The organism is Coleofasciculus sp. (assembly GCF_046539235.1).
GTDB lineage: Bacteria > Cyanobacteriota > Cyanobacteriia > Cyanobacteriales > Coleofasciculaceae > Coleofasciculus.
On the sequence record NZ_JBKHHI010000043.1, the window covers coordinates 1 to 25,137 of the forward strand.

General features: G+C 45.5%; 21 protein-coding genes. 12 read left to right on the plus strand and 9 right to left on the minus strand.

The features are described 5' to 3' along the window. Window positions 1-232: 232 nt before the first annotated feature. Window positions 233-979: a DUF6920 family protein gene (locus ACLFWI_RS06115; RefSeq protein WP_446412190.1), complete on the minus strand. Its 747-nt coding sequence runs from the start codon at window positions 977-979 to the stop codon at window positions 233-235. Window positions 980-1,242: 263 nt separating this feature from the next. On the opposite strand from ACLFWI_RS06115, the gene ACLFWI_RS06120 reads away from it, so the two are divergent. Then, window positions 1,243-2,142 (plus strand): phosphodiester glycosidase family protein, encoded by a 900-nt coding sequence (locus ACLFWI_RS06120; protein WP_446412191.1) that lies wholly within the window; start codon window positions 1,243-1,245, stop codon window positions 2,140-2,142. A gap of 137 nt (window positions 2,143-2,279) precedes the next feature. Here the strand turns inward: ACLFWI_RS06120 and ACLFWI_RS06125 are convergent, their stop codons facing one another. From ACLFWI_RS06125 to ACLFWI_RS06135, 3 genes are read right to left on the minus strand one after another with little or no spacing between them, the layout of a single operon-like run. Beyond that, the gene (locus ACLFWI_RS06125; RefSeq protein ID WP_446412192.1) at window positions 2,280-2,759 is read right to left on the minus strand and encodes a BamA/TamA family outer membrane protein; all 480 of its coding nucleotides are present in this window, start codon (window positions 2,757-2,759) and stop codon (window positions 2,280-2,282) included. Between the two features lie 11 nt (window positions 2,760-2,770). Continuing rightward, the gene (locus ACLFWI_RS06130; RefSeq protein ID WP_446412193.1) at window positions 2,771-4,024 is read right to left on the minus strand and encodes an RNA-guided endonuclease InsQ/TnpB family protein; all 1,254 of its coding nucleotides are present in this window, start codon (window positions 4,022-4,024) and stop codon (window positions 2,771-2,773) included. Between the two features lie 38 nt (window positions 4,025-4,062). Then, complete coding sequence (locus ACLFWI_RS06135; protein WP_446412194.1) at window positions 4,063-4,704, minus strand: hypothetical protein; 642 nt, start codon at window positions 4,702-4,704, stop codon at window positions 4,063-4,065. A gap of 21 nt (window positions 4,705-4,725) precedes the next feature. On the opposite strand from ACLFWI_RS06135, the gene ACLFWI_RS06140 reads away from it, so the two are divergent. Together ACLFWI_RS06140 and ACLFWI_RS06145 are read left to right on the plus strand one after the other, a co-directional pair. Further along, window positions 4,726-5,661 (plus strand): N-6 DNA methylase, encoded by a 936-nt coding sequence (locus ACLFWI_RS06140; protein WP_446412195.1) that lies wholly within the window; start codon window positions 4,726-4,728, stop codon window positions 5,659-5,661. Between the two features lie 61 nt (window positions 5,662-5,722). Next, on the plus strand, window positions 5,723-6,130 hold the full coding sequence (locus ACLFWI_RS06145; RefSeq protein ID WP_446412196.1) for a hypothetical protein: 408 nt from the start codon (window positions 5,723-5,725) through the stop codon (window positions 6,128-6,130). Window positions 6,131-6,216: 86 nt separating this feature from the next. Here the strand turns inward: ACLFWI_RS06145 and ACLFWI_RS06150 are convergent, their stop codons facing one another. Then, window positions 6,217-9,702, minus strand: a complete 3,486-nt coding sequence (locus tag ACLFWI_RS06150) for an alpha-mannosidase (RefSeq protein ID WP_446412197.1) — start codon at window positions 9,700-9,702, stop codon at window positions 6,217-6,219. Between the two features lie 335 nt (window positions 9,703-10,037). On the opposite strand from ACLFWI_RS06150, the gene ACLFWI_RS06155 reads away from it, so the two are divergent. The 3 genes from ACLFWI_RS06155 (at window position 10,038) to ACLFWI_RS06165 (ending at window position 12,518) form a co-directional block, all read left to right on the plus strand. After that, complete coding sequence (locus ACLFWI_RS06155) at window positions 10,038-10,289, plus strand: hypothetical protein (RefSeq protein WP_446412198.1); 252 nt, start codon at window positions 10,038-10,040, stop codon at window positions 10,287-10,289. 137 nt (window positions 10,290-10,426) lie between these two features. Continuing rightward, on the plus strand, window positions 10,427-11,761 hold the full coding sequence (locus tag ACLFWI_RS06160; RefSeq protein WP_446412199.1) for a TrkH family potassium uptake protein: 1,335 nt from the start codon (window positions 10,427-10,429) through the stop codon (window positions 11,759-11,761). 61 nt (window positions 11,762-11,822) lie between these two features. Continuing rightward, window positions 11,823-12,518, plus strand: a complete 696-nt coding sequence (locus tag ACLFWI_RS06165) for a potassium channel family protein (protein WP_446408900.1) — start codon at window positions 11,823-11,825, stop codon at window positions 12,516-12,518. Window positions 12,519-12,849: 331 nt separating this feature from the next. Here ACLFWI_RS06165 and ACLFWI_RS06170 read toward each other — a convergent pair whose 3' ends face one another. Together ACLFWI_RS06170 and ACLFWI_RS06175 are read right to left on the minus strand one after the other, a co-directional pair. Next, a complete protein-coding gene (locus tag ACLFWI_RS06170) occupies window positions 12,850-13,581 on the minus strand; it encodes an HAD family hydrolase (protein WP_446412200.1) in 732 nt (243 codons plus the stop codon). A gap of 140 nt (window positions 13,582-13,721) precedes the next feature. Then, window positions 13,722-14,336: a CAP domain-containing protein gene (locus ACLFWI_RS06175; RefSeq protein ID WP_446412201.1), complete on the minus strand. Its 615-nt coding sequence runs from the start codon at window positions 14,334-14,336 to the stop codon at window positions 13,722-13,724. A gap of 143 nt (window positions 14,337-14,479) precedes the next feature. Between ACLFWI_RS06175 and dnaG the strand changes: the two genes are divergently transcribed. Next, window positions 14,480-16,447: a DNA primase gene (dnaG, locus tag ACLFWI_RS06180; RefSeq protein ID WP_446412202.1), complete on the plus strand. Its 1,968-nt coding sequence runs from the start codon at window positions 14,480-14,482 to the stop codon at window positions 16,445-16,447. 230 nt (window positions 16,448-16,677) lie between these two features. Then, complete coding sequence (locus tag ACLFWI_RS06185; RefSeq protein WP_446412203.1) at window positions 16,678-17,211, plus strand: YraN family protein; 534 nt, start codon at window positions 16,678-16,680, stop codon at window positions 17,209-17,211. A 181-nt stretch (window positions 17,212-17,392) separates the two neighbouring features. Here ACLFWI_RS06185 and map read toward each other — a convergent pair whose 3' ends face one another. Further along, on the minus strand, window positions 17,393-18,181 hold the full coding sequence (map, locus tag ACLFWI_RS06190) for a type I methionyl aminopeptidase (RefSeq protein ID WP_446408980.1): 789 nt from the start codon (window positions 18,179-18,181) through the stop codon (window positions 17,393-17,395). Between the two features lie 691 nt (window positions 18,182-18,872). On the opposite strand from map, the gene ACLFWI_RS06195 reads away from it, so the two are divergent. Together ACLFWI_RS06195 and ACLFWI_RS06200 are read left to right on the plus strand one after the other, a co-directional pair. Further along, window positions 18,873-19,376: a hypothetical protein gene (locus tag ACLFWI_RS06195; RefSeq protein WP_446408981.1), complete on the plus strand. Its 504-nt coding sequence runs from the start codon at window positions 18,873-18,875 to the stop codon at window positions 19,374-19,376. A gap of 135 nt (window positions 19,377-19,511) precedes the next feature. Continuing rightward, complete coding sequence (locus ACLFWI_RS06200; protein WP_446412204.1) at window positions 19,512-20,894, plus strand: cytochrome P450; 1,383 nt, start codon at window positions 19,512-19,514, stop codon at window positions 20,892-20,894. 73 nt (window positions 20,895-20,967) lie between these two features. Here the strand turns inward: ACLFWI_RS06200 and ACLFWI_RS06205 are convergent, their stop codons facing one another. Further along, a complete protein-coding gene (locus ACLFWI_RS06205) occupies window positions 20,968-22,809 on the minus strand; it encodes an AAA-like domain-containing protein (protein ID WP_446412205.1) in 1,842 nt (613 codons plus the stop codon). 147 nt (window positions 22,810-22,956) lie between these two features. On the opposite strand from ACLFWI_RS06205, the gene ACLFWI_RS06210 reads away from it, so the two are divergent. Together ACLFWI_RS06210 and ACLFWI_RS06215 are read left to right on the plus strand one after the other, a co-directional pair. Continuing rightward, complete coding sequence (locus ACLFWI_RS06210; protein ID WP_446412206.1) at window positions 22,957-23,751, plus strand: DUF4388 domain-containing protein; 795 nt, start codon at window positions 22,957-22,959, stop codon at window positions 23,749-23,751. Between the two features lie 132 nt (window positions 23,752-23,883). Next, window positions 23,884-24,582: a pirin family protein gene (locus ACLFWI_RS06215; protein WP_446412207.1), complete on the plus strand. Its 699-nt coding sequence runs from the start codon at window positions 23,884-23,886 to the stop codon at window positions 24,580-24,582. Window positions 24,583-25,137 lie beyond the last annotated feature (555 nt).

Here is a 25,137-nt window from a genome sequence, read left to right on the forward strand (position 1 = left end):
GAAAGGTTATCATATAAGCACTTCAGAATTTAAACCTTAATGTCAATAATAGCGAAATCTTTGTAGTGCAAGCATTTTGTTCGCTACTCATGAGAAAAGGGCGACCCGTTCAAATTGAGAGGAATAGAATTTTTAATTCGTGCAAGCGGGTCGCCCCTACAAATGATTAAACGTTCAAATTGAGAGGACTGGAGTTTCTAATTCGTGCAAGCGGGTCACCCCTACAAGTGATTTAACGATAAATTGCTTGATCAATAGTCACTCGAAAAAATGCCCCTTCCGACTCAAAACTTTCGCTACCAAAATGCCATCCAACCAACAAGCGAGTCGGGATAGTATAGCCGCCAAACGTCCCTTCTTCCTCCACCAAGCCGCCAAAATCTGCATAATGAAACTCAGCGCCTTCAGGATTGTTCCAGCGCCTCAGCTTAACACTCTCCAACCGCCCTTGATTATCAACCGTGAGGATGAGTTCTGTACTCTCGCCAAATAGGGTTAAACTAGCATGGGCATGAACTGCATCCGGTGTTGTCCACGACACATCACTTTGGCACAGTACAGAGGGTAACCAGATAAGTTCTGCTAACATTCGCCCGACAGCCGATCGCGTCATATCCTCACCCGAAGCCGTTACCACTGGAAACAGCCCTAACAGCTTCCACCGCATCGCCCCAACACCATCCACAAGCCGATCTGACCCCCAAATCGGTAAGCCATTCATCCGTACCGCCGCCCGCCAAATAAAACCTCGACGCCACGAGATAACTTGTTCTGCGGTGAAAGGAAGCCAACCCCGCAGTTTAATTTCACCATGCATCCGCAGTCGCACCGCAGAGGCTAATGGTGTTCCTGGCGCGATCGCATGGTTCAGATAGCGTTGTACCGCCTCAGGAATCCCCACCAATTGTTCCGGTTGAAAAACCGACTCGCTGGGTGGCGTTGACTCCCACAACTCGTCCAGGGAAACCGCTTTACTCATCGCTACCTCTAACCCCGATACTGAAGAACAATTGTCCGGATTAAATCGTTATAATCCAGTATTTATTGTCAGCGAAGCAAACCAATTCATCAGGTTGCTAGAGGAAGAGAAAAACTTGTTCTCAGACTACACAAACCTTCCCTCTTCCGTAATCAGCATTCTCCAATCACGAATCATCAATTACCAGGTTGCAATCCACCTCGTCATAAACCTAGCCAATCCAGTTGGCGTTTATAACTGCTAGTCCTATTGAAATTGTACCGATGTCACGTCAACCTTTATCCAGTCCTCAGCGAAAATTCACTCGACGTTCATTTCTAGTCCTGGGTGGTGCGGCTTTAGCCCAAGGGTTGGGACTCGTTTCCCCAGTCGCCGCCGAGTCTGTCAGTCTTCGCCGCAGTACGATTCTGGGAGTTCCCCTCTATCAAACCCATATTGATTTGACCAACCCCGATACGTTTATCGCCATTGGTTTAGCCAATAATTCCACTCTGGGAAATCATCAAGGGACGATTGGTGAGGAATCGTTTGGTAATATGGTTCGTCGCTATCACGCTGCTGTTGTCGCTAGTGGCACATTTTTTAGCAAAAAAGACCCAAAACGGCTGATGGGAAATATAGTATCCGCCGGAACATTTCTTAAATACAGTCCCTGGGAAAATTATGGTACAACGCTGGGATTGCGGCTAGGAAACCAACCCGAATTAGTGACAGCGCGAGTGGATGGAAAACCAGACTGGAGTCAACATTGGTTTTCGCTGACTGGGGGTCCAAGACTGCTGAGAAAGGGAAAAGTTTGGTTAGCGCCGCGTAGTGAAGGATTTACTGATCCGCGTGTTATGGGTGTGGCACATCGCTGTGCGATCGGGTTTCCAGCCAGTGGCAAAAAATTAGTCTTGGTCACGTTTTTAGCACCGTTACCACTATGGCGAGAAGCGAAGGTAATGCGGGCAATTGGGTGTAGTGAGGCGATGAATTTAGATGGTGGTGCATCTAGCTCATTATACAACAGGGGGAGGATTTTAGTGAATCCTAAACGAATGCTCACGAACGCGATCGTGGTGTATGATTCCCATCATCCAGCACCGACATTCTTACGCGAAACTTGGCATAAGTTTCAACGGGGAGAACGACCTATTGTACCTCAGTTATTCAGAGTTTGAAGGATTTTAACAAAAATTATATCGTTCAAAAAAGAGCGATCGCCTGTCAGATCCCTGTAGGGGCGACCCGCTTAGCCTAATTAACACCACCAGTCCATTTAATTTGATCGGGTCGCCCTCTCCTCAAACCTTTGGGTTCAAAACCGTTCTCCTACGCCCAAATGCACCTGAGAATCCCCCTGATCATTTAAGCCAAAATCAACCTGTACTGGACCAAAGGGCGATCGCACTCTCACCCCAACCCCATAACCCAATCCACTCCCTGGCTTATCCCGCACCTCTCCCGGTTCCCCGGTAACGGTATCCCCTGAACCTAAATCTGTGGCATAATCCGCAAATATGCGACCCCCCAACCAAGTAAACACCGGAAACCGATATTCCGCCGTGGCTTGCAGGTAAGACCGACCTGCACCCACTTCCCCACTCTGATAGCCGCGTACCGAACTCCCACCGCCGAGGCTAAAGGCTTCATAAGCAGGTAAATCGCCAATCACGGTTCCTCCCTGAAGATTAAACACTAAGGTTTGATCGCCAGAGGTGAACCCAAATAACTCCATCGGCACATACTGGGTAATAAACACTTCCGAGGGAGAACGCTGAGTGACATCCTCCCGCACCAAATCAAAGATTATGGTGCGGGCTTCCTTACCTCACGATAAGGCATTGCTCCCCTACGCCAGTTATCTAGGCACATCGCCCCCGACACCTCGACTTGAGAGCCAATTTCTTGCTTTTCCAGAGTCCCTGGATACGTTTCTAGTCCACGATTACAGATTTCTTGAGCCGAAGCGATATCTCTGTCCACTTCATAGTGGCATTCAGGGCAAAAATGAACTCGCTGGGGGAGTTCTTTTCTCACTTCGATTCGGCAATTTGGGCAAGTTTGAGAAGTTCCTTTATGGTCTACTTCTCCAACAAATACTCCTCGCTTCTTGCCAACAAACTTTAGGATAGAGCGAAACTGTCCAAACCCTGCATCAATTGTATGTTTACCCAAAAAGCCCTTCGCCATAATACGGAAATCAATGTCTTCGACAAAGATAGTATCCGCCATGTCGCAAAGCTTATGGGCAAGTTTATATTGATAATCCTTCCGCTTGAGTGCGATATGATTATGCTGCTTCTCTACCTTTTTTCTAGCCTTTTCGTAGTTCTTGGAACGCTTCCGTTTCTTCGCTAACCGACGTTGTAGCACTTTCAGCCGACTTTGTTCGGTTTTGAAGAATTTGTGTCCTGGCTCAGAGTAGCTATCACTGGTAGCCAGGTAAGACAATAACCCTATATCAACTCCAATGGCGTGACCATGAGGGGAAGGAGCGGGAACCTCAATATCTGAGTACAGAGCGATAACTGCAAACCATCCCATCGCCTTTTTGACCACCCGCACTTGTTTGACTACAAATCCGTCAGGGATAGGTCGATGCAGGTTGATTTCGACTTTCCCTAATTTGGGAAGTTGAATATGCCAACCTGTAATCGGGTTGGTTTTGAACTGTGGGAATAACATCGACTTCATTTGTCCTACTTTCTTGAAGCGAGGGAAACCATATCCCCTCTGCCTGAAAAAGTCCCAAGCGTCATGTAACCTTCTAATGTTAGTCTGCAAAACTTGGGCGGAAACAGATTTGAGCCGAGGAAATTCTTTCTTGGCTAGCGGTAGATTGTTTTGTTGTTGGTGATAACTAGGAAATGGGTAGTCAGCACTCATGATGTACTCTGACTCCAAACTACATCGGTCTATTGGACACTTGCGAGAAGCAATCCAATCTTTGAGTTCCCGTAACGCATAGTTATAGGACACCCGCAGCGTTTCCAACCACTCATCGAGGAGTTGGGTTTGCTGGTCATCAGGTTTGATACGGTAGGTGTAGTTTAGAATCATAACTAGATTCTACCACGCTTTTCTCAGAATGGTAAACGTCAATTTCGGGGGCATCGAACCCCGCTCAATTGACCCAGGCGTGTCCATGTATCCCAAGGTTCCAGGTCATCTTCCCAAGCCGTATCAGCCACCGTCCACCGGGAACTGGGGGAACATTTGTCCAGCCAAATCAGATAACACCATGTCCAACCACAGTGATGAGACGCAAAGCCGTAGAATCTGCCGATCGCAGTTCCCCAGTCTGGAGATGTTGGCGGATGGGGGAGTTTCGGGTTGAGGCTGTCTGCGCGATCGCGAATCCATTGCAGCTTGTCCCCATAGAGGAATCTCGGTGGCTTGACGTGAGGGAAATTGGTGGGAAGTTCAACGGCTGAGAAGCGCTTGTGACTGAAGCTGATGGGTAAGTCGCCGCCGCCGTAACCCCTAGTTTTAAGGTAGCCGGATACAATTTTGCCATTGAGAGTCGCGGTTAACTCGCGGATCAGGATCGCGGCGAGGCTTTCGAGTTCCGACTGGCTTACATTCATCCCGACTGCATCAAACTCACTGTCACAGAGGGTTTGCAGGCGAGAGAGAAGGGAGGCGATCGCCAAATCATCCAAGGCTTGCTGATAGCCTTTCTGGTTGGTGGATGGGCGAATTAAGCCGCGATCGCACGTACTTTTTGAGAAATTTGGCATAGGATTGAAATAGATTCTGGCATGGCTGGCTCAGTGGGACTTGAATACGTAGTCGATACAGCGCGTCGAGTGTGGAACATGGAACCCCACTACAACGTGCGTATTCCGCCAGCGTCACAAGCATACAAACCTGTGGCAATTGACGCCTTATGGACAGATTATGGACTCCGCCCTAGTGCGACTAATCTGGCATTTATGGTTCAAGTTGTTCCACAGCAAAGTATGGAACAGTGGCGGAGATGGCTGCGTGATTTGCCCCTCCGTGCAGGGTTACTCGTTTCGGAGGAGAAGTATCTGCTTCAGTATTACGAGCCATCCGGTAAGTTAGAAGAACGAATTCAAGGAATAATTGAAGAGATTGGTCTTCCCACTCAGCGAAAACAGTCACAAAGCGATCGATCCTCTCGTACCAAGATAGCTGCTGGTCATGGGATTCGAGTCGCGATCGCATTTCTGGCTGCCCGTATCTTAGAAGACAAGGGATTCTTTGGTTCCGACTCTATCCCAACCAATGACCCTCGAAGCTTGCTCAACCGCACCGTACCGCGTGCAAATGGTTTTTTCAAGAAAGCGTTGGAGGAATCCATCCCCCACTTGAATGATCGGGTATTGCAACATCTGGCAGTTAACCTGGGAAGCCGAGTCAGCTTTGGTTTGGTTGATCACAAAGATGTGGGATTGTTGTATGAGCGAGCCATCAAGGAATTACCGCGAGAGCTTGGAGGTACAGCCTGGAGTGATTTACAGCGACATTATACTCCAGTTGCGATCGCGGAGCGCATGTTGGAATTGCTTCCCTTAGAACGGTTAAGACCAGAAGAACGAGTTATCTTTGATCCAGCCGCAGGTTCAGGTAGTCTCCTCTTAGCCGCCACATCTCGTCTGGCGGGAATGTCTGATATTCCTGAAGATATCAACCAGCGAAAAATCTATCTTGAACAGCACTGTCACTCTTAAGAAAGGTTACAAGCCAATTAAGAAATGCTCATCGGAGGATAAGTGTAAACTCTATTGGCAAATGAAATGGCGGGATAAAAAAAGACTCTGGGCTGATCCAACACAAGTGAATGAAAATGAGCGTTGGATCAAGTATACTTCTGACTTTCTTTACAGAACAGCAACAGAGTTTGCTGACTTGTTTGACCTACCCAAGATTTTAGTTGGTCGTGCAGTTAATCGTGGATCGGAAAATCCTCTAGCAGCCCAACTTGACACTACAGGTTTTTGCCCAGACAACCATATTTTTTGTATTTTACCCATTGAGCAGATAAGAAAGCATAACAGCGGATACAAAACGAATAAAACTCCTGAAGGATGGGAACATCTAGCCTATGAAGAGCAACAATTATGGCTACTAGGTATTCTAGCGTCAAAGCTTGCAGGTCAACTTTCCCTAAGGAGAGTGGGAACGGAAAACTCAGACTAATCATGCCGATGTCGTTTCTAAATTTAAATATGCGGCATGTGATGGTCGGGCTGACCTTGGTTAATTAGTCTCACCAACCTCCCATATTAAATTTGAACGATCGCGTAACTCCGAATCTGCCAAGGCGCTATCTTCAAGGCTTGCAGCGTCGGGGATTCTGGAGATTGATCCACAGGACGTTCTAACAAATCAACAGAACCCTCTATCGCCAACCCTAAATCACTATTGAATGAAAATTCCGCTTCCTCTCCCTGAGATTCATAACACCGCAAAATCCAACGGTGGGGATTATCTTGCGATCGCTTGAGAGCAATCACCACTAAATTTTCTGCCGATAACTCTAGCAAGGAACCCCTGGGGGGCAATAATTTAACATAAATTCCACTGACTTTAGAGTTTGTAGTAAGCGCTTTAGCGCTTCTGGCACTAAAGTGCCTACTACGAACCCAGCTTAAGTCAGTGCCATTCGATTTAACACTCTGATTCGCCGTATCTTCTAGCCGGATGACTTGCAGGGGGAAATTTAACTCATATCCTCGCTGAACGGTTTTCGCGGCTTGCCAAGTTCCCGCATGAGGATAGAGGGCGTAGGTGAAGTGGTGAATTCCGCGATCGGCATCGGGATGGGGCCACATTGGACTTTTGAGTAGGGTTAATCGCAGTTGAGAGGGTTGGGCGTCATAGCCGTATTTACAATCATTGAGTAGACTCACGCCGTAAGTTTCATCCCCCAAATCCGCCCAACGTAAGGCTGGAACTTCCCATTTGGCTTGTTCGGCGGGGGTTTGGGGTTTGGTGGGGCGTTGGATTGCGCCGCAGGGAATCTCATAGGTAGCATAGTCGGCTTCTAGGTTTAAGGGGAATGCGGCTTTGACTAATACCTGGCGTTCCTGCCAATCTACGGTTGTGGCTATTTTAAGTAGGGGTGAATCTGATGTCAGGATGTAGTCTTGGCAAAACTGGGATTGTCCTAATTGGCGAATGACTTGCAGACGCGATCGCAGATTTCCTTGTTCTAGCCATTGAATCGATTTCAGTTGGGTTGGCGGTAAGGGATGTTGATGGTAATTGGGGTCAATATTCCAGGCGTCCCAATATTGACCTTTGTCTTCAAAGGCTTGCAGTTGATTCCCTGCACCGCTTAATATTTCTCGCTGGTTTGGTTTATCAAAGATGCTGCTTAAGTCGCCAGTATTGGGATCGACGATAACTCGCAGATATTCATTTTCGAGGATAAATTCGTTATCGGATGGGGGATTGGGGTTATCGTTTTCTGGGGGAGTGTCTGTGGGACAAAGCCAGACTATTTTATAGCCGATCGCGGGGATATCTTTTGCCTGAAATAGCAGATGGGTTTGATTCTTCGCTTTGCTTGTATAGAATCCGGTTTGTCGGGGCGGGTTTAGGGATTCTTGTTTCGCTATTGATGATAACTCTTGTTCAAAACCCGCCCTGATTAAGGTTTGGCTGGGGATTTTTTCGCCGTTACTATCGTAAATTTGCCAGGTTTGATTGTTGGTGATTTTGGGTGCATCAGATGGTTGTTTTTGAAACGCAGAGGTTCGCAGAGGTTCTCGCAGAGGAACGCAGAGGGAGATAGTAATGAGTTCTGAACGTTGCCAGTTGAGGGGGTTGAAAATGATTAGGGGTTGGGCGTTGGGGTGAGGGGGTGAAGGGAGGGTGATTTGGGACGCGATCGCGTTTAGGGATTCGGCGATAATGGTTTGGGTTATTGTCTCGGTTTTTTGCCATGTTTGGTTGGCTTCAATGAAGACTTCGGGAATTGAGGTTCCGGGTAAGATGTCGTGGAATTGATTAAACAGAACGTTTTTCCAAGCGGTTTCTAGTTGAGATTGAGGATAGTTTTTGTTGGTGATTAGGGTGGCGAGAGAGGCCAAGAGTTCGGCTTGATACAGTAATCCTTCACAGCGACGATTCCAGTGTTTTTGATCAGCGTGGGTGGTATAACAACCGCGATGGAGTTCTAGATAGAGTTCATTATTCCAAATCGGATTAGGAATGGGTAATTTGTCGGGGCGGGTTTGACTATTATCGTTGTTTGTTTCCCTGATTTGACTAAACCCGCCCCCGGAGACGCGCCGTGGCACGTCTCTACTATCTTCCCTATCTTCTAACTGATTCTCAAGATTCTGCAAATACTTCAATGCGGTGGTAAATTCTAAATTGGGGAAGAAGGGAGATTGTTGCCAACGCTGGGCGACTTCTAACATATCGCGAGTGGGACCACCACCATGATCGCCTACACCGGGTAACCAGAATACATCCTTTATTTTGGTTTGGGTTTGCCACTTAATCCCATAATTGGTCATGGTAATTGGATTCGTGTCCATGACTCCAGTAATATTAGGCGGCGACATTAAACTGAGAATTCGAGTTCCATCCGGTGATTGCCACCAAAAGAGGTGATAGGGGAATTCTGTGGTGTCATTCCAATGCAGTTTTTGGGTGACAAAATAGTTGATTCCTCCTTGTTTTAAGAGTTGAGGTAATTGCCACGTAAAGCCAAAACTATCTGTAACCCAGGCAATTTGACTAATTTGCCCGAATTTTTCTTTGGTATAATGCTGACCATAAAGTATTTGCCGGACAATGGATTCACCGTCAATTAAGTTTAGTTCTGGTTCTACCCACATCCCGCCAACTGTTTCCCATTTTCCGGCGATGATTTGTTGTTTAATTCGGCTAAATAAGTCGGGACGATTATGTTCGATCCAGTCATAGAGGGCTGGTGTCGTATGACAATAGGTTAAATTAGGAAAATCTTGCTGTAAACTGAGAACGGATTCAAAGGTTCGCACGGCAACATCCCAAGTTTCCTGAGTTGACCATAACCAAGCCATATCTAAATGGGCATGACCAAGTAGGTGGAATGTAGCGTTAGGGGTTATATGTTTGGATAGTAGAGTTTGGCGCAATTGGGTTAGCGATCGCGTAAACTGATCGGCATCAGATACCCTCTGCCAGTTAAGATTAGATACAGCCACCGCCAGCGTTCCTAATTGTTCCGGTGCAAAGGCGGTTAAATAGTTCTGCAATACGGTTAATTCATCCGCCACAAATCCCGGATCAATCGAGTTTATTGATTCATAAATACAGCAAGACCGCATTAACCCGCCAATATCATGACCTGGACTAACTAACCGTACCATGACAGTAATAATTTCCCCAGGACTAATGGCTGAACTGAGGAGGACTCTAGCTGAAGAATCAAATAAGTCTCCTTGTTGGACTAACTTACCATTAACAAAAATTTTGGCATCTTCCGCCCACCAGGTTAGGGCTAGTCGCAAGGTTAATCCGGCTAAGGGATAGCCTTGTAAATCTTGGGGAATGATAAATTGTTGACCCAACCACATTACTTGGCGTCCGGCTGACCAGATAATATAGTCTTTATCATTGAGTTCGCTACTTGACCCGTTGGCAAAAATGTGGTTACTTATTTCCTCCAGAGGTAGGTCTTCAGACCACAATTTCCAATTAGTCTGCACATTCACCTGAGTCAAGGCGCGGAGTTTAGCAATAGATTCAGAAAGGAATGGTAATGGGGACATGGTAAGTAATGATAAAAGTTAATCGTTAGTCATCCAAATTACGACACCACCTGCCGCATTAATTTGCCTAGATTATAGACCCAAGGAAACAAAATCTAAAATACGCCTTTGCTGGCTACATTAAAGACATTGAACCCGTTTTAACAGGTTTTAGCTTTTAGCCGGAAATTTATTTCCCGGCTGTAAGGATATTCAGGCTGTAAGGATATTCAGCGACTGGGCGGTTGAAACCGCAAGACATTGAACCCGTTTTAACGGGTTTTAGCTTTTAGCCGGAAATTTATTTCCCGGCTGTAAGGATATTCAGGCTGTAAGGATATTCAGCGACTGGGCGGTTGAAACCGCAGCTACACAAACAAAACCTGCCTACGCAGGTTTCCCAATCCTCACGGGTAGAGATTCAAGACCTAGCCAGCCTCCTCCCCACCCGAACTTTAGTTCTTGTTTCCATTGCTAATGAAATTCTGGATATCCTCACCCCAGAACAACAACAAAAACTGGCGGCGAGAATAAGCTGGGAACTGGCTAACCTTTATCGTCAGTGGCGTTTAGTTGCTAATTGGACTAATATTAAATGTTATGCCTAGCTTGGCGGCAAAACCAGCCCTTTGTGTAGGGGCGGGTTTAGGGACTAATATTAAATGTTATGCCTAGCTTGGCTGCAAAACCCGCCCCGCCCAAATGACGAATGACATAAACGAATGACATAAACAAATGACGACTTATGACTATCCCGCGCACGATTTGCCTCGGATTCTTAGCCATGATTACTGTAGGCACATTTCTGTTAATTCTACCGTTCTCTGCTCATGATGGAACATGGACTGATCCAATTACCGCCTTATTTACCGCCACCTCTGCTGTCTGTGTCACGGGTTTAGCTGTCGTCGATACGGGCAGTTATTTTTCCGGTGTCGGTCAGTTTTTTGTCCTTGCCTTATTCCAGCTTGGGGGATTAGGCTATATGACAATCACTACCTTTATGTTACTCTTAGTGCGTCGGAAGTTTAACTTGCGCCATAAACTAGCCATTCAACAAGCGTTTGATCGCCCAGGTTTAGAAAAAAGTTCGTTGGTTATTCGCTCAATTATTGCCACAGCATTGATTTTTGAATTAACTGGGTTTTTCCTGCTGTTACTCGTATTTGTTCCAGAGCAAGGCTGGAATCAAGGATTGTGGTTATCTCTTTTTCACAGTATTAGCGCCTGGAATAATGCTGGATTTAGTTTGTTTTCCGATAGTTTAATGGGCTATCAGTCATCTGTTTTATTACTTGTGATTGTTTCGGGACTGATTGTCTTTGGTGGAATTGGTCAACCGGTGATTTTTGAACTGTATCTCTGGTTACGCGATCGCTTTCGGTATAAACACGAAAAACTCACATTTTCGCTGAATTTTAAAGTGGTAACCAGTACAACACTATTCCTGTTAATCTTAGGTACAATTGCCTTCTTCTTTGTCGAAGTCAATAACCCAAATATTTTAGGGAATTTGAGTTTCCGGGATAAACTCTTAAACGCCTGGTTTCAGTCGGTTACAACAAGAACAGCAGGGTTTAACACCATTGATATCGGTAAAATGACAGCAGCCGGTTTATTTATGACGATTGCCTTCATGTTTATCGGTGCAAGTCCAGGCGGTACCGGGGGCGGTATGAAAACGACAACCTTTCGGGTGTTGGCGAGTTGTACGAAGGCGATTTTACAAGGAAAAGAGGAAGTTTATCTGTACAGACGTCAGGTGCCGCTCAACCTAATTTTAAAAGCCACGGCGGTTCTGGTTGGTTCGGTCACCACTGTAATTATTTCGACCATTTTAATCGCGATTACCGATCCCCTGGTTCCGTTTATTCAACTTCTCTTTGAAGTGGTATCGGCTTTCGCTACAGTGGGACTTTCAACGGGTATCACCGCCGGTCTCTCGGCGTTGGGAAAACTTATTTTAGTGGCAACGATGTTTATCGGACGGGTGGGAATTCTAGCATTTATGGGAACCCTCTTGGGCGATCCGCGTCCTAGCCACGTTCGCTATCCGGAAGAAAATCTACTCGTAGGATAATGCTACTCTAACGGGTATAGGGTTATGATCAATAATATTTCATTGAGGAAAGGACAAGGGTGTGAGTTGGTCATCTGTAGGGTTCTGGCGGAACCTGCATCGCGAAAGTAAGCAATTTGCTGTCATTGGTTTAGGGCGTTTTGGTCGAGGCGTTTGCTCATCCCTACACCATATGGGACACGAAGTCTTAGGAACGGATATTAATGAAAAACTGGTTAGCCAAGTCTTGACCGACCAAATCGCCGCCCATGCGATTCAACTCGATTCCACCGATCCCAAAGCTTTGAAAGAGGCGGGAATTTTTGAGTTTGATACGGTGATTATTGCGATTGGCAACTATTTACAGGAAAGTATTATTACCACGCTGAATATTAAGGAAGCTGGTGTCAAATACGTGGTGGCTAAAGCGTCTTCAGAAGTTCATGGTAAATTGTTAGAACGGGTAGGTGCGGATCGGGTGGTTTATCCGGAATATGAAGCGGGTTGTGCCTTGGCGCGATCGCTGACTCAGCCTTCTATTTTGGATCGCTTTGAGTTAGACCCGAATCACAGCATTGTCGAGATATCAGTTCCTGAAGAGTTTAATGGCAAAACCGTGATGGAACTGCAATTGCGGAATCGCTATGGCTTAAACTTGTTGGCAGTTGGTCAAGATGATCAGTTTGAGATTAATCCCGTTCCTACAACTCGTCTATTTAAAGGGTTTGTTATGGTGGTAATTGGTTCCAATCGAGATATTGAGCGTTTGCCTATTTAAGGAACAGTTATCAGTTATCAGTTACCAGTTATCAGTTCCCAGGGAACCTAGGAGAGGCAATGTAGGGGCGGGTTTGACTATTCCTTTCTTCCTTCACCCAGATGTTACTAAACCCGCCCTGATCGGTGTAGGTATCATTTTCAACAGGGCGGTTGAAACCGCAACTAAACAAACAAAACCCGCCTTCGCGGGTTTCCAAACCCTTTATTTTTCGTTTACCTATTTAAACAGGGAACAGGGAATAGGTAATGTAGGGGCGGGTTTGATTATTATCCTTTCTTTTCCACCTAAATGTGACTAAACTCGCCTTGATTCCCCCATCTTTAATCATTTATAACACCTGGATTTCATCCAATTGTGCGATCGCAACATCTGCATCTGGGAAATGAATCGAGTTTCCCCAGCTAATTCCAATACAACCCGCCGCACCCGCACGACTCGCCATCGCCATGTCTCCGGCTGAATCTCCCACCATCAGGGTTGCACTCGCAGAAACGCCTAAACGTTCACAGGCTTGCAGAAATAACGCTGGATCAGGTTTATTCAGATCTGTATCAACCCCTTGTTGTAATTGAATATAAGGTTCTAACTGGTGACGTTTGACAAAAGCCTGCACTCCTGCTGTGGAAGCCGCCGACAGAATTCCCAATTTTAAACCCGCTTCAGACAAGGATTTGAGGACATCTAAACTCCCGGCAAATAACGGTGAAGTTCCCGCTGCATCCTTGAGATATCGCTCTGCTTCGGCAAAGGCATTACGGGCAATTTCCAGAGATTCTAACCAACCGCGCCCCGTTTCGGCAATATAAGCGGCGGCGGCGATTTCACTTTCTCGACGGCTACCCACCGCCATCAATCCCGTCGGATCAAGGGTATCATCTTGAATCCCAAACGCCATCAGCAAGGGTTCACCCACACCAGGAATTTGAGCATCAATCAAGCGCGATCGCTTCTGCGCCAATTCTCGCAAAAAGGCTTGTGAGTCTTCTAAGGTCCCATCTTTATCAAAAATGATCGCTTCTATATTCGGGAATGTCATCTCCCGACAGCGAATAGTTACCAAGGGTTACACTCCTAGAACACGGCATATCAGCTATCAGAGATTATCTTCCCATGTTGCCGATGATTCGTACAGGAGTGCAGGGGGTAAAGGTGTAGGGGCGGGTTTTACCGATAACATTTTGCTACAAACCAATAACGTGACTAAACCCGCCCTTGGGAAAACTTCCTTCTGCCTGCGGCTGTCTTGTACCCCCCAGCATAAGTAATGACACACATATTTTGATACTGGATATGATAGCCAAAGGCTACACCTGCAACTTGAAAGGCTGAATTAAAGATATTGTTTCGATGACCGCGATCGCGAACGCCATCATCGATAATTAATTGCATGATAATTTCATCCGCTCGTGCCACGCCGTAAGTAATGTTTTCACCCGCCGTTATCTGCCAATTCCCATACCGATTCAGGCGGATAAAAGGAGTGCTGCGATCGCGACCAATATGCCCGATGTTTCCTGTTTCTCCTTGATCACGAACATGATCCCTCGCTGCTTGTGACATCCCTAGAGATAGTTTGAACGGCGATAAGGGGCGAGTGGATTGGAGAAAATTAATCGCCTCATCCACCGCATTGACACCTTCAACGGTACGTAAAAACACTTGTTGAGAAAGTTTGACCTGGTTACCAGAAAACCGCTGTTTCCAGTTGTTTAAAAGCGTTAGATAAGACCTGGGCTGAGTTCGCACTTTATTCATTTCCTCAATCACCCTCAATTCCAATGGCGAGAGAATAATTGTCTGTGCTGAATTCATCATTGATCCTTGGGTGTGGGATATCACATAATTACAATAGATCTATTGGGTTCTGGAAAAACGGCTCACGGAAGCTACCCTATCCCTGCTGTCGCCCAGAACCTTGATATGTACTTGCCCATTACCAGTTTCTCAGGAACAACGCTGTGCAAATTCCTCGACTGCACCCAGACACCATCGCCCAAGTCAAAGAACGAGTAGACATTGTTGATGTCGTCTCGGAGCAAGTTGTGCTGCGAAAGCGGGGTAAAGAGTATGTGGGCTTGTGTCCCTTCCATGGCGAAAAGACACCCAGTTTTACCGTCAGTCCCAACAAACAAATGTACTACTGCTTCGGCTGCGGTACGGGTGGAACTGCGATTAAATTCCTCATGGAAGCGGGAAAACAGTCCTTCAGTGAGGTGGTTCTCGATTTAGCTCGGCGCTATCAAATCCGAGTGAAAACCCTGGAACCTGAACAACGTCAGGAGTTACAGCGTCAGCTATCCTTACAGGAGCAACTGTATGAGATTTTGGCACTCGCCGCCTCATTTTATCAGCACGCACTCCGACAACCCCAAGGACAGCAGGCGCTGGAGTATTTACAATCTCAGCGACATCTAGGTGAAGAAACCCTGCAACAGTTTCAGTTAGGGTATGCGCCAGCGACGTGGGAAACCCTGTACCGTTATCTAGTCGAACAAAAAGGCAAACCCGTACAACTGGTAAAAGATGCGGGATTAATTTTGCCACGCAAATCAGGAGACGGCTATTATGATCGGTTTCGCGATCGGATCATGATTCCGATTCATGATCGTCAAGGGCGAGTGATTGGGTTTGGCGGGAGAGCATTAGGGGATGAACTTCCCAAATATCTCAATTCCCCGGAAACGCCGCTATTTAATAAAGGGAAAACCTTATTTGCCTTAGATAAAGCCGATAACGCCATTGGGGATCAGGATCAAGCCGTTGTCGTCGAAGGCTATTTTGATGCGATCGCGCTGCATCGGGTAGGGATTCACAACGTCGTCGCCTCCTTGGGTACAGCCTTAAGTCTGGAGCAAATGCGCCTGCTGCTGCGTTACACCGAATCCAACCAAATCATCCTCAACTTTGACGCCGACAAAGCCGGAACCACAGCCGCCGAACGCGCGATCGGAGAAATTGCCGACTTAGCCTACAAAGGACAAGTACAACTGCGGATACTTAACCTCCCTGAGGGTAAAGACGCCGACGAATTCCTCACCCATACCCCCGATGGGACAGAACAATACCAACAGCTACTCCAAAACGCGCCCTTATGGTTACATTGGCAGATTGATCAACTCATAATCGGAAAAGATCTCAAGCAAGCCCACCAATTTAAACAAGTTGCTCAGAAAATCGTCAAATTGCTGTACAAATTAGAGGACGTTAATCAACAAACCTATTACATTGATTATTGTGCAGAAAAGCTGAGTCAGGGGCAAACTCACCTGATACCTCGACTCATCCAAAATTTCCAGACTCAACTGAAGAAATTACGCCAGACTCCAATCAAGAAAGATGACAAGTCTAATCTGAAGCAGCAAAACTTACCTGTCTCGATTGACTTATCCCTTAGCCAAGAACACAGTCTACTCGAAGAAGCGGAAGCCTTACTCTTACGAATTTATCTGCATCGTCCCGAATATCGCCAAACGATTATCGACATCTTAGATGCAAAGGATTTGTTGTTTAGTCTTTCTCCTCACCGATTTTTGTGGCAGCAAATCTTAGACGTGCAATCTGTGGCGCAATCCATCCTATTACAGCAGCCGGAAAAGCTAATTTCCCTATTACAAGACCGCAGTATCCAGTTTCCAGAGGAAATGGTTCTGGTGGAACATTTATTCCACTTAAATGAAAAGCGTAGTCAAGATCTCACGCGCACTCCCTTAGCCATTCGCACCGCCGCTGCTTGTTTAGAAGTCGTGACCTGGAACAAACACAAGCGATATTGTATAGAACAATGGCAAAAGCTAAATGTCTCTACTGACCCAAAACGTAAGGAATACTATTCTCAAGGAATTCGGGAAGCCTATAAACGCTTGCAAGAGTTACAGAAAATGCGTCAAACTAATATCCTAGACATCCATCAATTTGCCCCCATATAGTTAGGGCTTGCGGAATAAGTTGTGGTTGTGAGTGGAGCAGGGGAAGCAGGGGAAGCAATGGTACATTTTTTCTGATTCCAATCGCCACAAACACCGAATTGGATGAATTAACCTTACCCCCAGAATCCGTAGGGGCGCAGCGTGAAGCATGACAGATTCTACCTTAGACTGCAACTTGGTATGACGAATGACGTAGCTTGCTTCTCGCTGTTCGAGTATGACATAAACAAATGACAAATGCAAAAGGACAACTAGGAGAACAGCTCGTTGCCACCTGGTTACAAGCCCAAGGTTGGACTATTTTACATCACCGATGGCACTGTCGCTGGGGAGAAATCGACCTGATTGCCTATCGGGATGGAGAGGTAAAGGAAAATCCCGTCTCCAATCTGGATATAAACCCCCAAATTCATCCCCCTACCCCCTTGCCAGCAAACGCGGAGTCACCTATCTTAGCCTTTGTCGAGGTGAAAACTCGCAGTCGAGGGAATTGGGATGCCGATGGTCAATTGGCGATTACATCCTCTAAGCAAGCCAAAATTTGGCGAACAGCCGAACTATTTTTAGCAGGAAATCCCGATTTAAGTGATCTTCCTTGTCGGTTTGATGTCGCCCTTGTTCGCTACCACCGTATCTGTAAAAACTCACGCCCTGTTAATACTAGGAATGTATTGCCGACTTCAGCCCCTCAATTCGGTGAACCGTTCATTCTTGAAGGATATGAGCTTATTTTACAAGACTATATCGAATCCGCTTTCTTTTGACGAAGGACAGGTTTTGTTGCAGCGAACTTCGAGTACCCTCCCCTTGTCAAGGGGAGGGTTAGGGAGGGGTCAAATCAAGCGATTGAAGATGTTTGAGCTTAAATTGACCTCCCTCATCTGGTAATTAAGGAAGAGGCAATTGGTGATTAGGGAGTAGGAAATTATCCCCCATCCCAATGCATCACGCCGATTTCATCGTTGTTATCGGTTCGGGTAACGTTAGAATCTCTACCCCATCTGACGTAACTGCTATAGTATGCTCAAACTGAGCCGAAAGCTGACGATCCTTGGTCACGGCTGTCCATTTATCCGCCAGAATTTCCACTTCCCACGTCCCTTGATTAATCATAGGTTCAATGGTGAACACCATCCCGGAGCGCAGACGCTTTCCTTTACCGCGAGTACCATAGTGAGGCACCTGGGGAGCCGTATGAAAGATTCGATTAACTCCGTGTCCGACAAAATCCCGCACCACAGAAAAACCATTGGCTTCCGCGTATTCCTGAATAGCCGCCCCAATATCACCAATGCGGTTTCCTGGTTTCACAGCAGCGATTCCCCGCATCATGCATTCGTAGGTGACTTCAACCAGTTTTTTGGCGGTGGGTGAAGGTGTACCGACAAAGAAGGTTCGAGACGTATCCCCATGAAATCCATCCACAATCGGGGTTACATCAATATTGATAATGTCCCCATCTTGCAGAATTTGTTTAGCATTGGGGATACCGTGACAGACGACTTCATTAATACTGGTACAAATTGACTTAGGAAAGTCATGATAACCGAGGGGAGCGCTTTTTGCTCCATGTTCCTGAGTCCAGCGCTCGGCTTCATCATTGAGTTCCAAGGTACTGACTCCTGGCTGAATCATGGGTTCAAGGTGATCCAGGAGCTTGGCGGCTAAACGTCCCGCTTGACGCATTTTCTCGATTTCTCGGCTCGATAGGAGAACGATTCTTTCTGGTGCCATGACTATTTATGCGGTTATTTCCCTAATCAACGAGGGTGTATCTATGTGAGTCTTTCTTCACTTTACTGCGAACTCTTGCCTATTCCCCACTGCTGGTCATTGGTCATTGGTCATTTGTTGATCAGAATCCGCTCCCCCGGCTCCCCCGGCTTCTAGACGCGCCATGGCACGTCTGGAACATTGCTCCCCCTCCTACCTTCTTCATCAACTCTTTACATGAGAATTAAGAAATTTCCCAATTCTTTAGTGAAGTGTGGCTTAAAATAATAAATAGGTCGTTATACTCATTCAAATCAATCAGAATGATAATCTTGATCAATATCCAAAAATTCCCAACTGAGCCAACTTAGCTTTATTTAGAATTTCATTGTATTCTCAATAAGCTGTCATACATTTAAATTGAGGATTAGAGCAAGATGCAAAGCCTGCGGCATGGCTTCGCTAAACGCACACCAACGATTTCGCCATTATTGATATTAAGGTTTAAATGCCGAACAGCTTACTACTATCAGTTGGTTCTCCTCTTTTCCCATTAATTCTGAATCTGAATTGTATTTCTTCGCTTTGGGTGCAAAATCAAGTATATTTAATCTCTGCTCTTGTTAACGGCGTCACAATTTCAACAAAATATTATCGATTAACTATCTATTAGTAATCATCGGAGATAATAGCCCGGTTTTTTTGAGGTGTCATGACAGAGCTAGCCCTAATCCGCAAACCCATTATTCAACCCACTGAAATCCTGAGTCAGTTACAGACAGGACAACTCCTCAGGGTGAATAGTACTCGTGGTAATGCATTAATCATAATCCACCGTCATCATGCAGAACTGGCGGGTTCTGGTGCTGCCGTTGGTGGGCTTTTTGATGCGGATTGTACGCGAATCGTTCCCATTGGTACGCTTTCGTTAGTCTATCCTGAATCACGGTACGAACGCCAGAAAGCGTATCAATTACGGCAGCGCTGGATCTTGTTTACCCAACATGCCATGACCACTTATGTGCCGCTACACCGTGCCAAAATCTTATTAAGTTTACTCTATAAATATTTCGACGCCCAGCTTATTGATGAACTCTCTGATGACGTGATTGCTCAGTTAGTTGGAGTTTTGCCAAAAACAATTGGTACGGTGCGTCGATCGCGACTATCACCAACTCAACAGAAACCCCAGACGAGGAAATCCGTAGCGGTTTGACTCAATCAACAGTAATTATGTTACTAGGGGCGATAATCGACTTGCCGCCCTTAGCGCTTCTTAGGGTAAAGGTTTCTCTAAATCACATAAAACTGTTATAGTTTAAAATAATCTTTCAAAATCTGTACGTTAATTATGAAATCCGTTAACGAGCTAAAAACTCCTGGTTTCTGGCAAAAGCTACAATGGGTTTTTGATCCGGTAGGTTACATGGAGAGTGCTGCCCAGCGTCATCCTGACCTGTTCACGGCTCAGATTGGCTCGGAAGGCTCCTTTATTTTTGTCTACCATCCCCAAGCCTTACAGCAGATTTTAATCAATGATAGAAAGAAGTTAACGGCTCCCGGTCAGTTGAATACAATATTAAAACCTTTAGTCGGTCAATACTCTCTACTTCTATTAGACGGGGAAAGCCACAAACGAGAGCGAAAACTTTTGATGCCTTCATTTCATGGCGATCGCATGCAAGTCTATGGAACGTTAATTGATCAACTCACAGAGAAAGTAATCAATCAACTTCCCCTGAATCAACCCTTTAAAGCCCTTGATGTTACCCAAATGATCACCATACAGGTGATTATACAAGTGATATTTGGACTCTATGACGGAGAACGCTGTGAACAGATTATCCAAAAATCTCGGACTTTACTCAATTTCCTGAATTCTCCCTTAACTGCCAGTTTGCTATTTTTTTCATCCCTGCAAAAAGATTGGGGGGTATGGAGTCCTTGGGGATACTTTTTACACTTGCGAAAGCAACTGGATGATTTACTTTATGCTGAAATTAGCGAACGTCGTCAAAACCCTGATCCAAATCGAACGGATATCCTTTCTCTACTCATATCGGTTCAAGATGAAGCTGGTCAAGGCATGACTGATCAAGAATTGCGCGATGAATTGCTTACATTTTTGTTAGCGGGTCACGATACAACAGCACTGGCAATGGCTTGGGGATTATATTGGATTCATCGTTACCCTGAAGTTCGAGAAAAACTAATTCAGGAGTTGAATAGCTTAGGAGATACACCTGATCCTCTAAGTATTTTCCGACTCCCTTATTTGACTGCTGTGTGTAATGAAACGCTACGGATTCATTCCATTGCGATGTTAAGTTTCCCCAGAGTAGTACAAGAACCGATTGAGTTACTCGGACATCAGTTAGATACAGGAACAATACTTATGGGTTGTTTTTATCTTACCCATCAGCGTGAGGATCTCTATCCAGAACCGAAAACCTTTAAGCCAGAACGATTTCTAGAACGCCAGTTTTCCCCCTCTGAATTTATCCCCTTTGGTAGTGGAACCCGACGTTGTATGGGTGAGGCGTTAGCCCAGTTTGAACTAAAGTTAGCTTTAGCCAAAATTGTGTCATCCTACGAATTGGAATTAGCGGAAAATCGACCCGTAAAACCCCAACGTCGAGGTGTTGTATTGGCACCTAAAGGGGGTGTAAAAATGATCCTCAAGGGTAAACGTGCCTCTCAAAATGAAAAGAACGCTTCCTTGAGTTTAGTATGAGTGCCACTGAAGTAAGGCTGGTGGGCAATGCCTAACCTAGAGTATATCAAGGGTTTTGGCGCTACCAAAATGCTTATTTGAGTTGATAAAGGGCAATTGGTTGTTCACTGTCCTCAAATTGCCACTGTCCCATCGGTTGCGGTGGCTGGGGCAAATGGTTGGCGATCGCCTCATAAACACTATGAGATATACAAATCCCGCCAGGAGGGGCTTCTGCGGTAAGATGATGGGCAATTTTGACGCCGGGTCCACTAACGCCCGTGTAACAAAAAATAACATCTTCCCAGTGAATGCCAATCCGATAACAGAGTTCTGGATTTGAGTCCCGTTGAACGGCGGATTGAAGTGTTAATTGAATCTCTTGGGCAAAGTTAACCGCCTGTAGGGAACTGGGAAACACAATTAGCATTCCCTGGTCAATAGATTTGAGAATTTTCCCGTCAAATTCTTGAGCAAGCTGGACAAATAATTGCAGGTCTTTGTAGAGTTGATTAAACGTCGGTTGTGGATGAGCCAGCAGGTTAGCGGTTAAGTTGACCCCCTCAATCACCACCACGCTAGCTGGGCGAGTTTCTGGGGGGAACTTTAAGCTTAGGGGTTTTAGGCGATCGCGAAAATATTGGTAATACAATTGGCAACGCAGCCTCACCTTGCCTTGATCTACCTGCACCAGTCCCAGATTCTGCAAGCGACGGGTAAGAATTGGCTCGAATTCTACAGGCGTTGATGAATTGACCACTTGAATCAAGGCACTCATGAGGTCTGAATCCTGGTGGAGATGCTCTAATAACTGGTGCAAATGCTCTCCATAAATGTCTGCTTCTGCGGTAACGGTTGCTAAGAATTGGTCAATGGGAATATTTTCTGTTTTAATCGCATTTAAAGTTAGCTGAATCAGATAAGGATGACCCCCTAAAAACTGATATAATTGCTTGACATGTTGAGGTTGCCAATTGAATCCATGGCGAATCACTAAATCTTGGACTTGTTCCCCTGTTAATTCAGGTAACTGAATCGATAATTCTGCTGTAAACTCAATGGAATTCACCCCAGACATGGCGTAAACTTCAGTAGAATGCACCATCACGAGGCGCAGGTTTTGCCAAATCTGGCTACATTTATCCCCATAGCTAGCTTTTTCACCCCAGGTTTGCAGCAAACTAAAAAATTCTCGGGCAATCTCTGGATAGTTACATAGTACATCAGTATTGTCTAATGCCAAAACCAAAGGATTACCTAGTTTCGGTAAGAGATAAGTTTCAAAATAATACGTACTGTTCGCATTTCCGCCATAGATATCATCCCAATAGGTTGGCACTTGATGCGGTAAATCCAAGCCCCGTGTCACTACCGCACAAAACCATTGCAGGAATCGATTTAAATCACAGACTATCGAAGACTCTGCCAGTTGCAGGTTTAAAAGGATTGTATAAAAGCCTTCCGCCCTAGCCTGCTGCAAGATTCGCGTCATCAGCGAGGTTTTACCCATTTGCTTGGGGGCAACAATTTGGATAGAATTACCCGGTTTCACCAAGGTTTCGTGACAAAGGGATTCAATGGGTAGGCGTTCGATATAAAAGGGAGAATTGAGAGGTACTGGACTTTTGAGCGGAACTTGTTCATAATCAGATAATTTGCTGTCTGCTTTGGTATAATCGTTAGGATTAAGCGTCAGAGTAAAGGCGCTGAAATAGGACATCAACGTTTTGCGATCGACAGGTATTGTCCGCCGTCGTACCTTGATCAGGGTGTTTGGACTTAAATGGGTACGTTCGCTTAATTGTTCCAGGGTGTAGGGTTTTCCCCCATTATCTTGAAAGGCTAACTTGCGCTGCGCGGCATTTAGGCGCTGCCAACCTTGAACGGAAAGAATAACTCCCCGTTGACGCTTGGGAGGCTTATGTTTTGGTGACATTCAGGTTAAGATTCGGTTAAGAGCCAGAATTTGTTCAAACTGTTCATTCTAAACTAAAACCGTGAAAAAACGGTGAACGCTTTGCCTGAACCAGCCAACTTTGCCATCAACATCACCCAGTCAGTGGTTAAGTTGTGAACTTAACTTGTGATCTTGCGTTGTATTATTTGGGGACTAAGGGCAAACTGCAAGAAACAAGTTGATAGGGCAAATGCCTTAGTGATTACAATGATGGGCATTATCGGTACTTTAAGCGACGTATCATTACCAGAGATTTTTCAGTTACTTGAAAAGGGCAAAAGAACGGGACTGTTGACAGTTCGGGCTTTGGCGCCAGCCACCGGAACTTACTACTTATGGGTAAAACAAGGTCAGATTGTCGCGGCAGCGAATCGGCGAGATGGGCAAGGTTTAATCTCCCTGATTGGGAAATGTAAATTGGTTAGCGATCGCGTGTTATCCAAACTGGTTCAATGGTGTTGTCCTGTGAATCAGCCATTAGGCGTATGTTTAAAACAACAAGGTGTTTTAACTCGCTTAAACTTAGAACAACTGTTTCAAATTCAACTATTGCAGCAATTGTCTGTGCTTTTTCAACTGCAAGATGGTTCTTTTCGATTTGATTCCCTGGCGTTAATTCCTACTCAAGAAATGACTGGGTTAAGTATTCCGGCGACAGAAGCCACCTTAATGGGATTGCGGGTTTTACCCAATTGGGATAATTTGGCAGCTAAATTACCTGATCCGAATCATGGTTTACTCAGCACAATTGCGGGTTATCCTTCCTATCGGCTAGATACATTAGAATGGCAAATTTGGCAGTATAGTAAAGACGCTGTATCGCTTCATGTCATTGCCCAAAATCTCAAGTTTCCGGTAGAACAGGTTCAACACATTGCCTTTAGGTTAATTAGTATGGGGTTAGCTGAAGCCATCCCTTAAACCCCGTTCGTAGTAAGCGCTTTAGCGCTATAAGTAGAGACGTTGCCGGCAACGTCTGGAACAACAGGAAAGGAAAGTCCTAATCAATGTGTCTACTGCTATAACTTGAACAGGACAAAGGAGAAAAGACAAATGATTAACATTCGCAAATCTCAAGAACGAGGACATGCTAATCACGGTTGGTTAGACACCTATTACACCTTTTCATTTGCCAACTATTACAATCCTAACGCGATGGGATTTCGTAGCCTGCGGGTTATTAATCAGGATCGGGTTAGCCCCGGCGCAGGATTTGGTACTCACGGACATCGGGACATGGAAATTATTACTTATGTTTTAGATGGGGCGCTAGAACATAAAGATAGTATGGGGAATGGTTCCGTTATTTATCCTGGTGATGTACAACGGATGAGTGCGGGTACAGGTATCCGCCATAGTGAATTTAATCATTCAAAGACAGACTCAGTTCACTTGTTACAAATTTGGATTTTACCCGATAAAAATGGACATAATCCTAGCTATGAACAGCATAACTTTGGCATCGCCAAGCATCCCGGACAATTCCATTTAATTGCTTCAGGTAATGGCAGAGAAAACTCCCTGACGATTCATCAAGATGTAAACGTATATGCAGCCGTCTTGACAAAGCGCGATCGCATCACTCATTCTCTGGCACCTCAACGCTATGGTTGGCTACAGGTAGCGCGAGGTATGGTTACGGTGAACGGGTTAGCCTTAGAGTCAGGAGACGGTGCAGCTTTGAGTGAGGAAACAGATGTGGTGATAGCGGCGACAACCGAGGCTGAAATTTTACTCTTCGATTTAGCATAATCTGACAGATGGGGGGTGCATCTCAATGTCAGCATCAGTACCATGCAAACGTCATCCATCAAATTAAGGGATTATGCCACACTGGGCTATTTGTTGAACAGACCCTAACTAATTACAAGTAATCTAGTTAGGAATTCTTTCCCTGCTGTTACCACTGGGAACCGCTGTTCTCGGTGGGTATCAGGAACCCTTCACTTCGTTCGAGGGCATGCTTTTGCCTTTATACCCCTCCTTGCCATTTCTGCTAAGGAGCTAAGACTAAAAGTCTTATAAACGCACTAAGATTTTTACCCAGTAGATGCGTTACTGTAACAAATAGTCTCTACTGGAACCGCTTAATCTTAAGTTTTCTAGGTTCTATAGGTCGTGCCGAACAAGTTAACAAACTGCCGCCGTACCTGATACTATTGTATAGTATTATTGGACACTTAACAAGCTATTTTGTTTCGCACTCCCCCATCTAAATCAAAGATTCTAGATAGGGACTGCGCTCAACTTTCGTTCAAATAGTCAAACAGTAAAGCGACTTTATCCAAATCTTTATCTCCCGGCGAT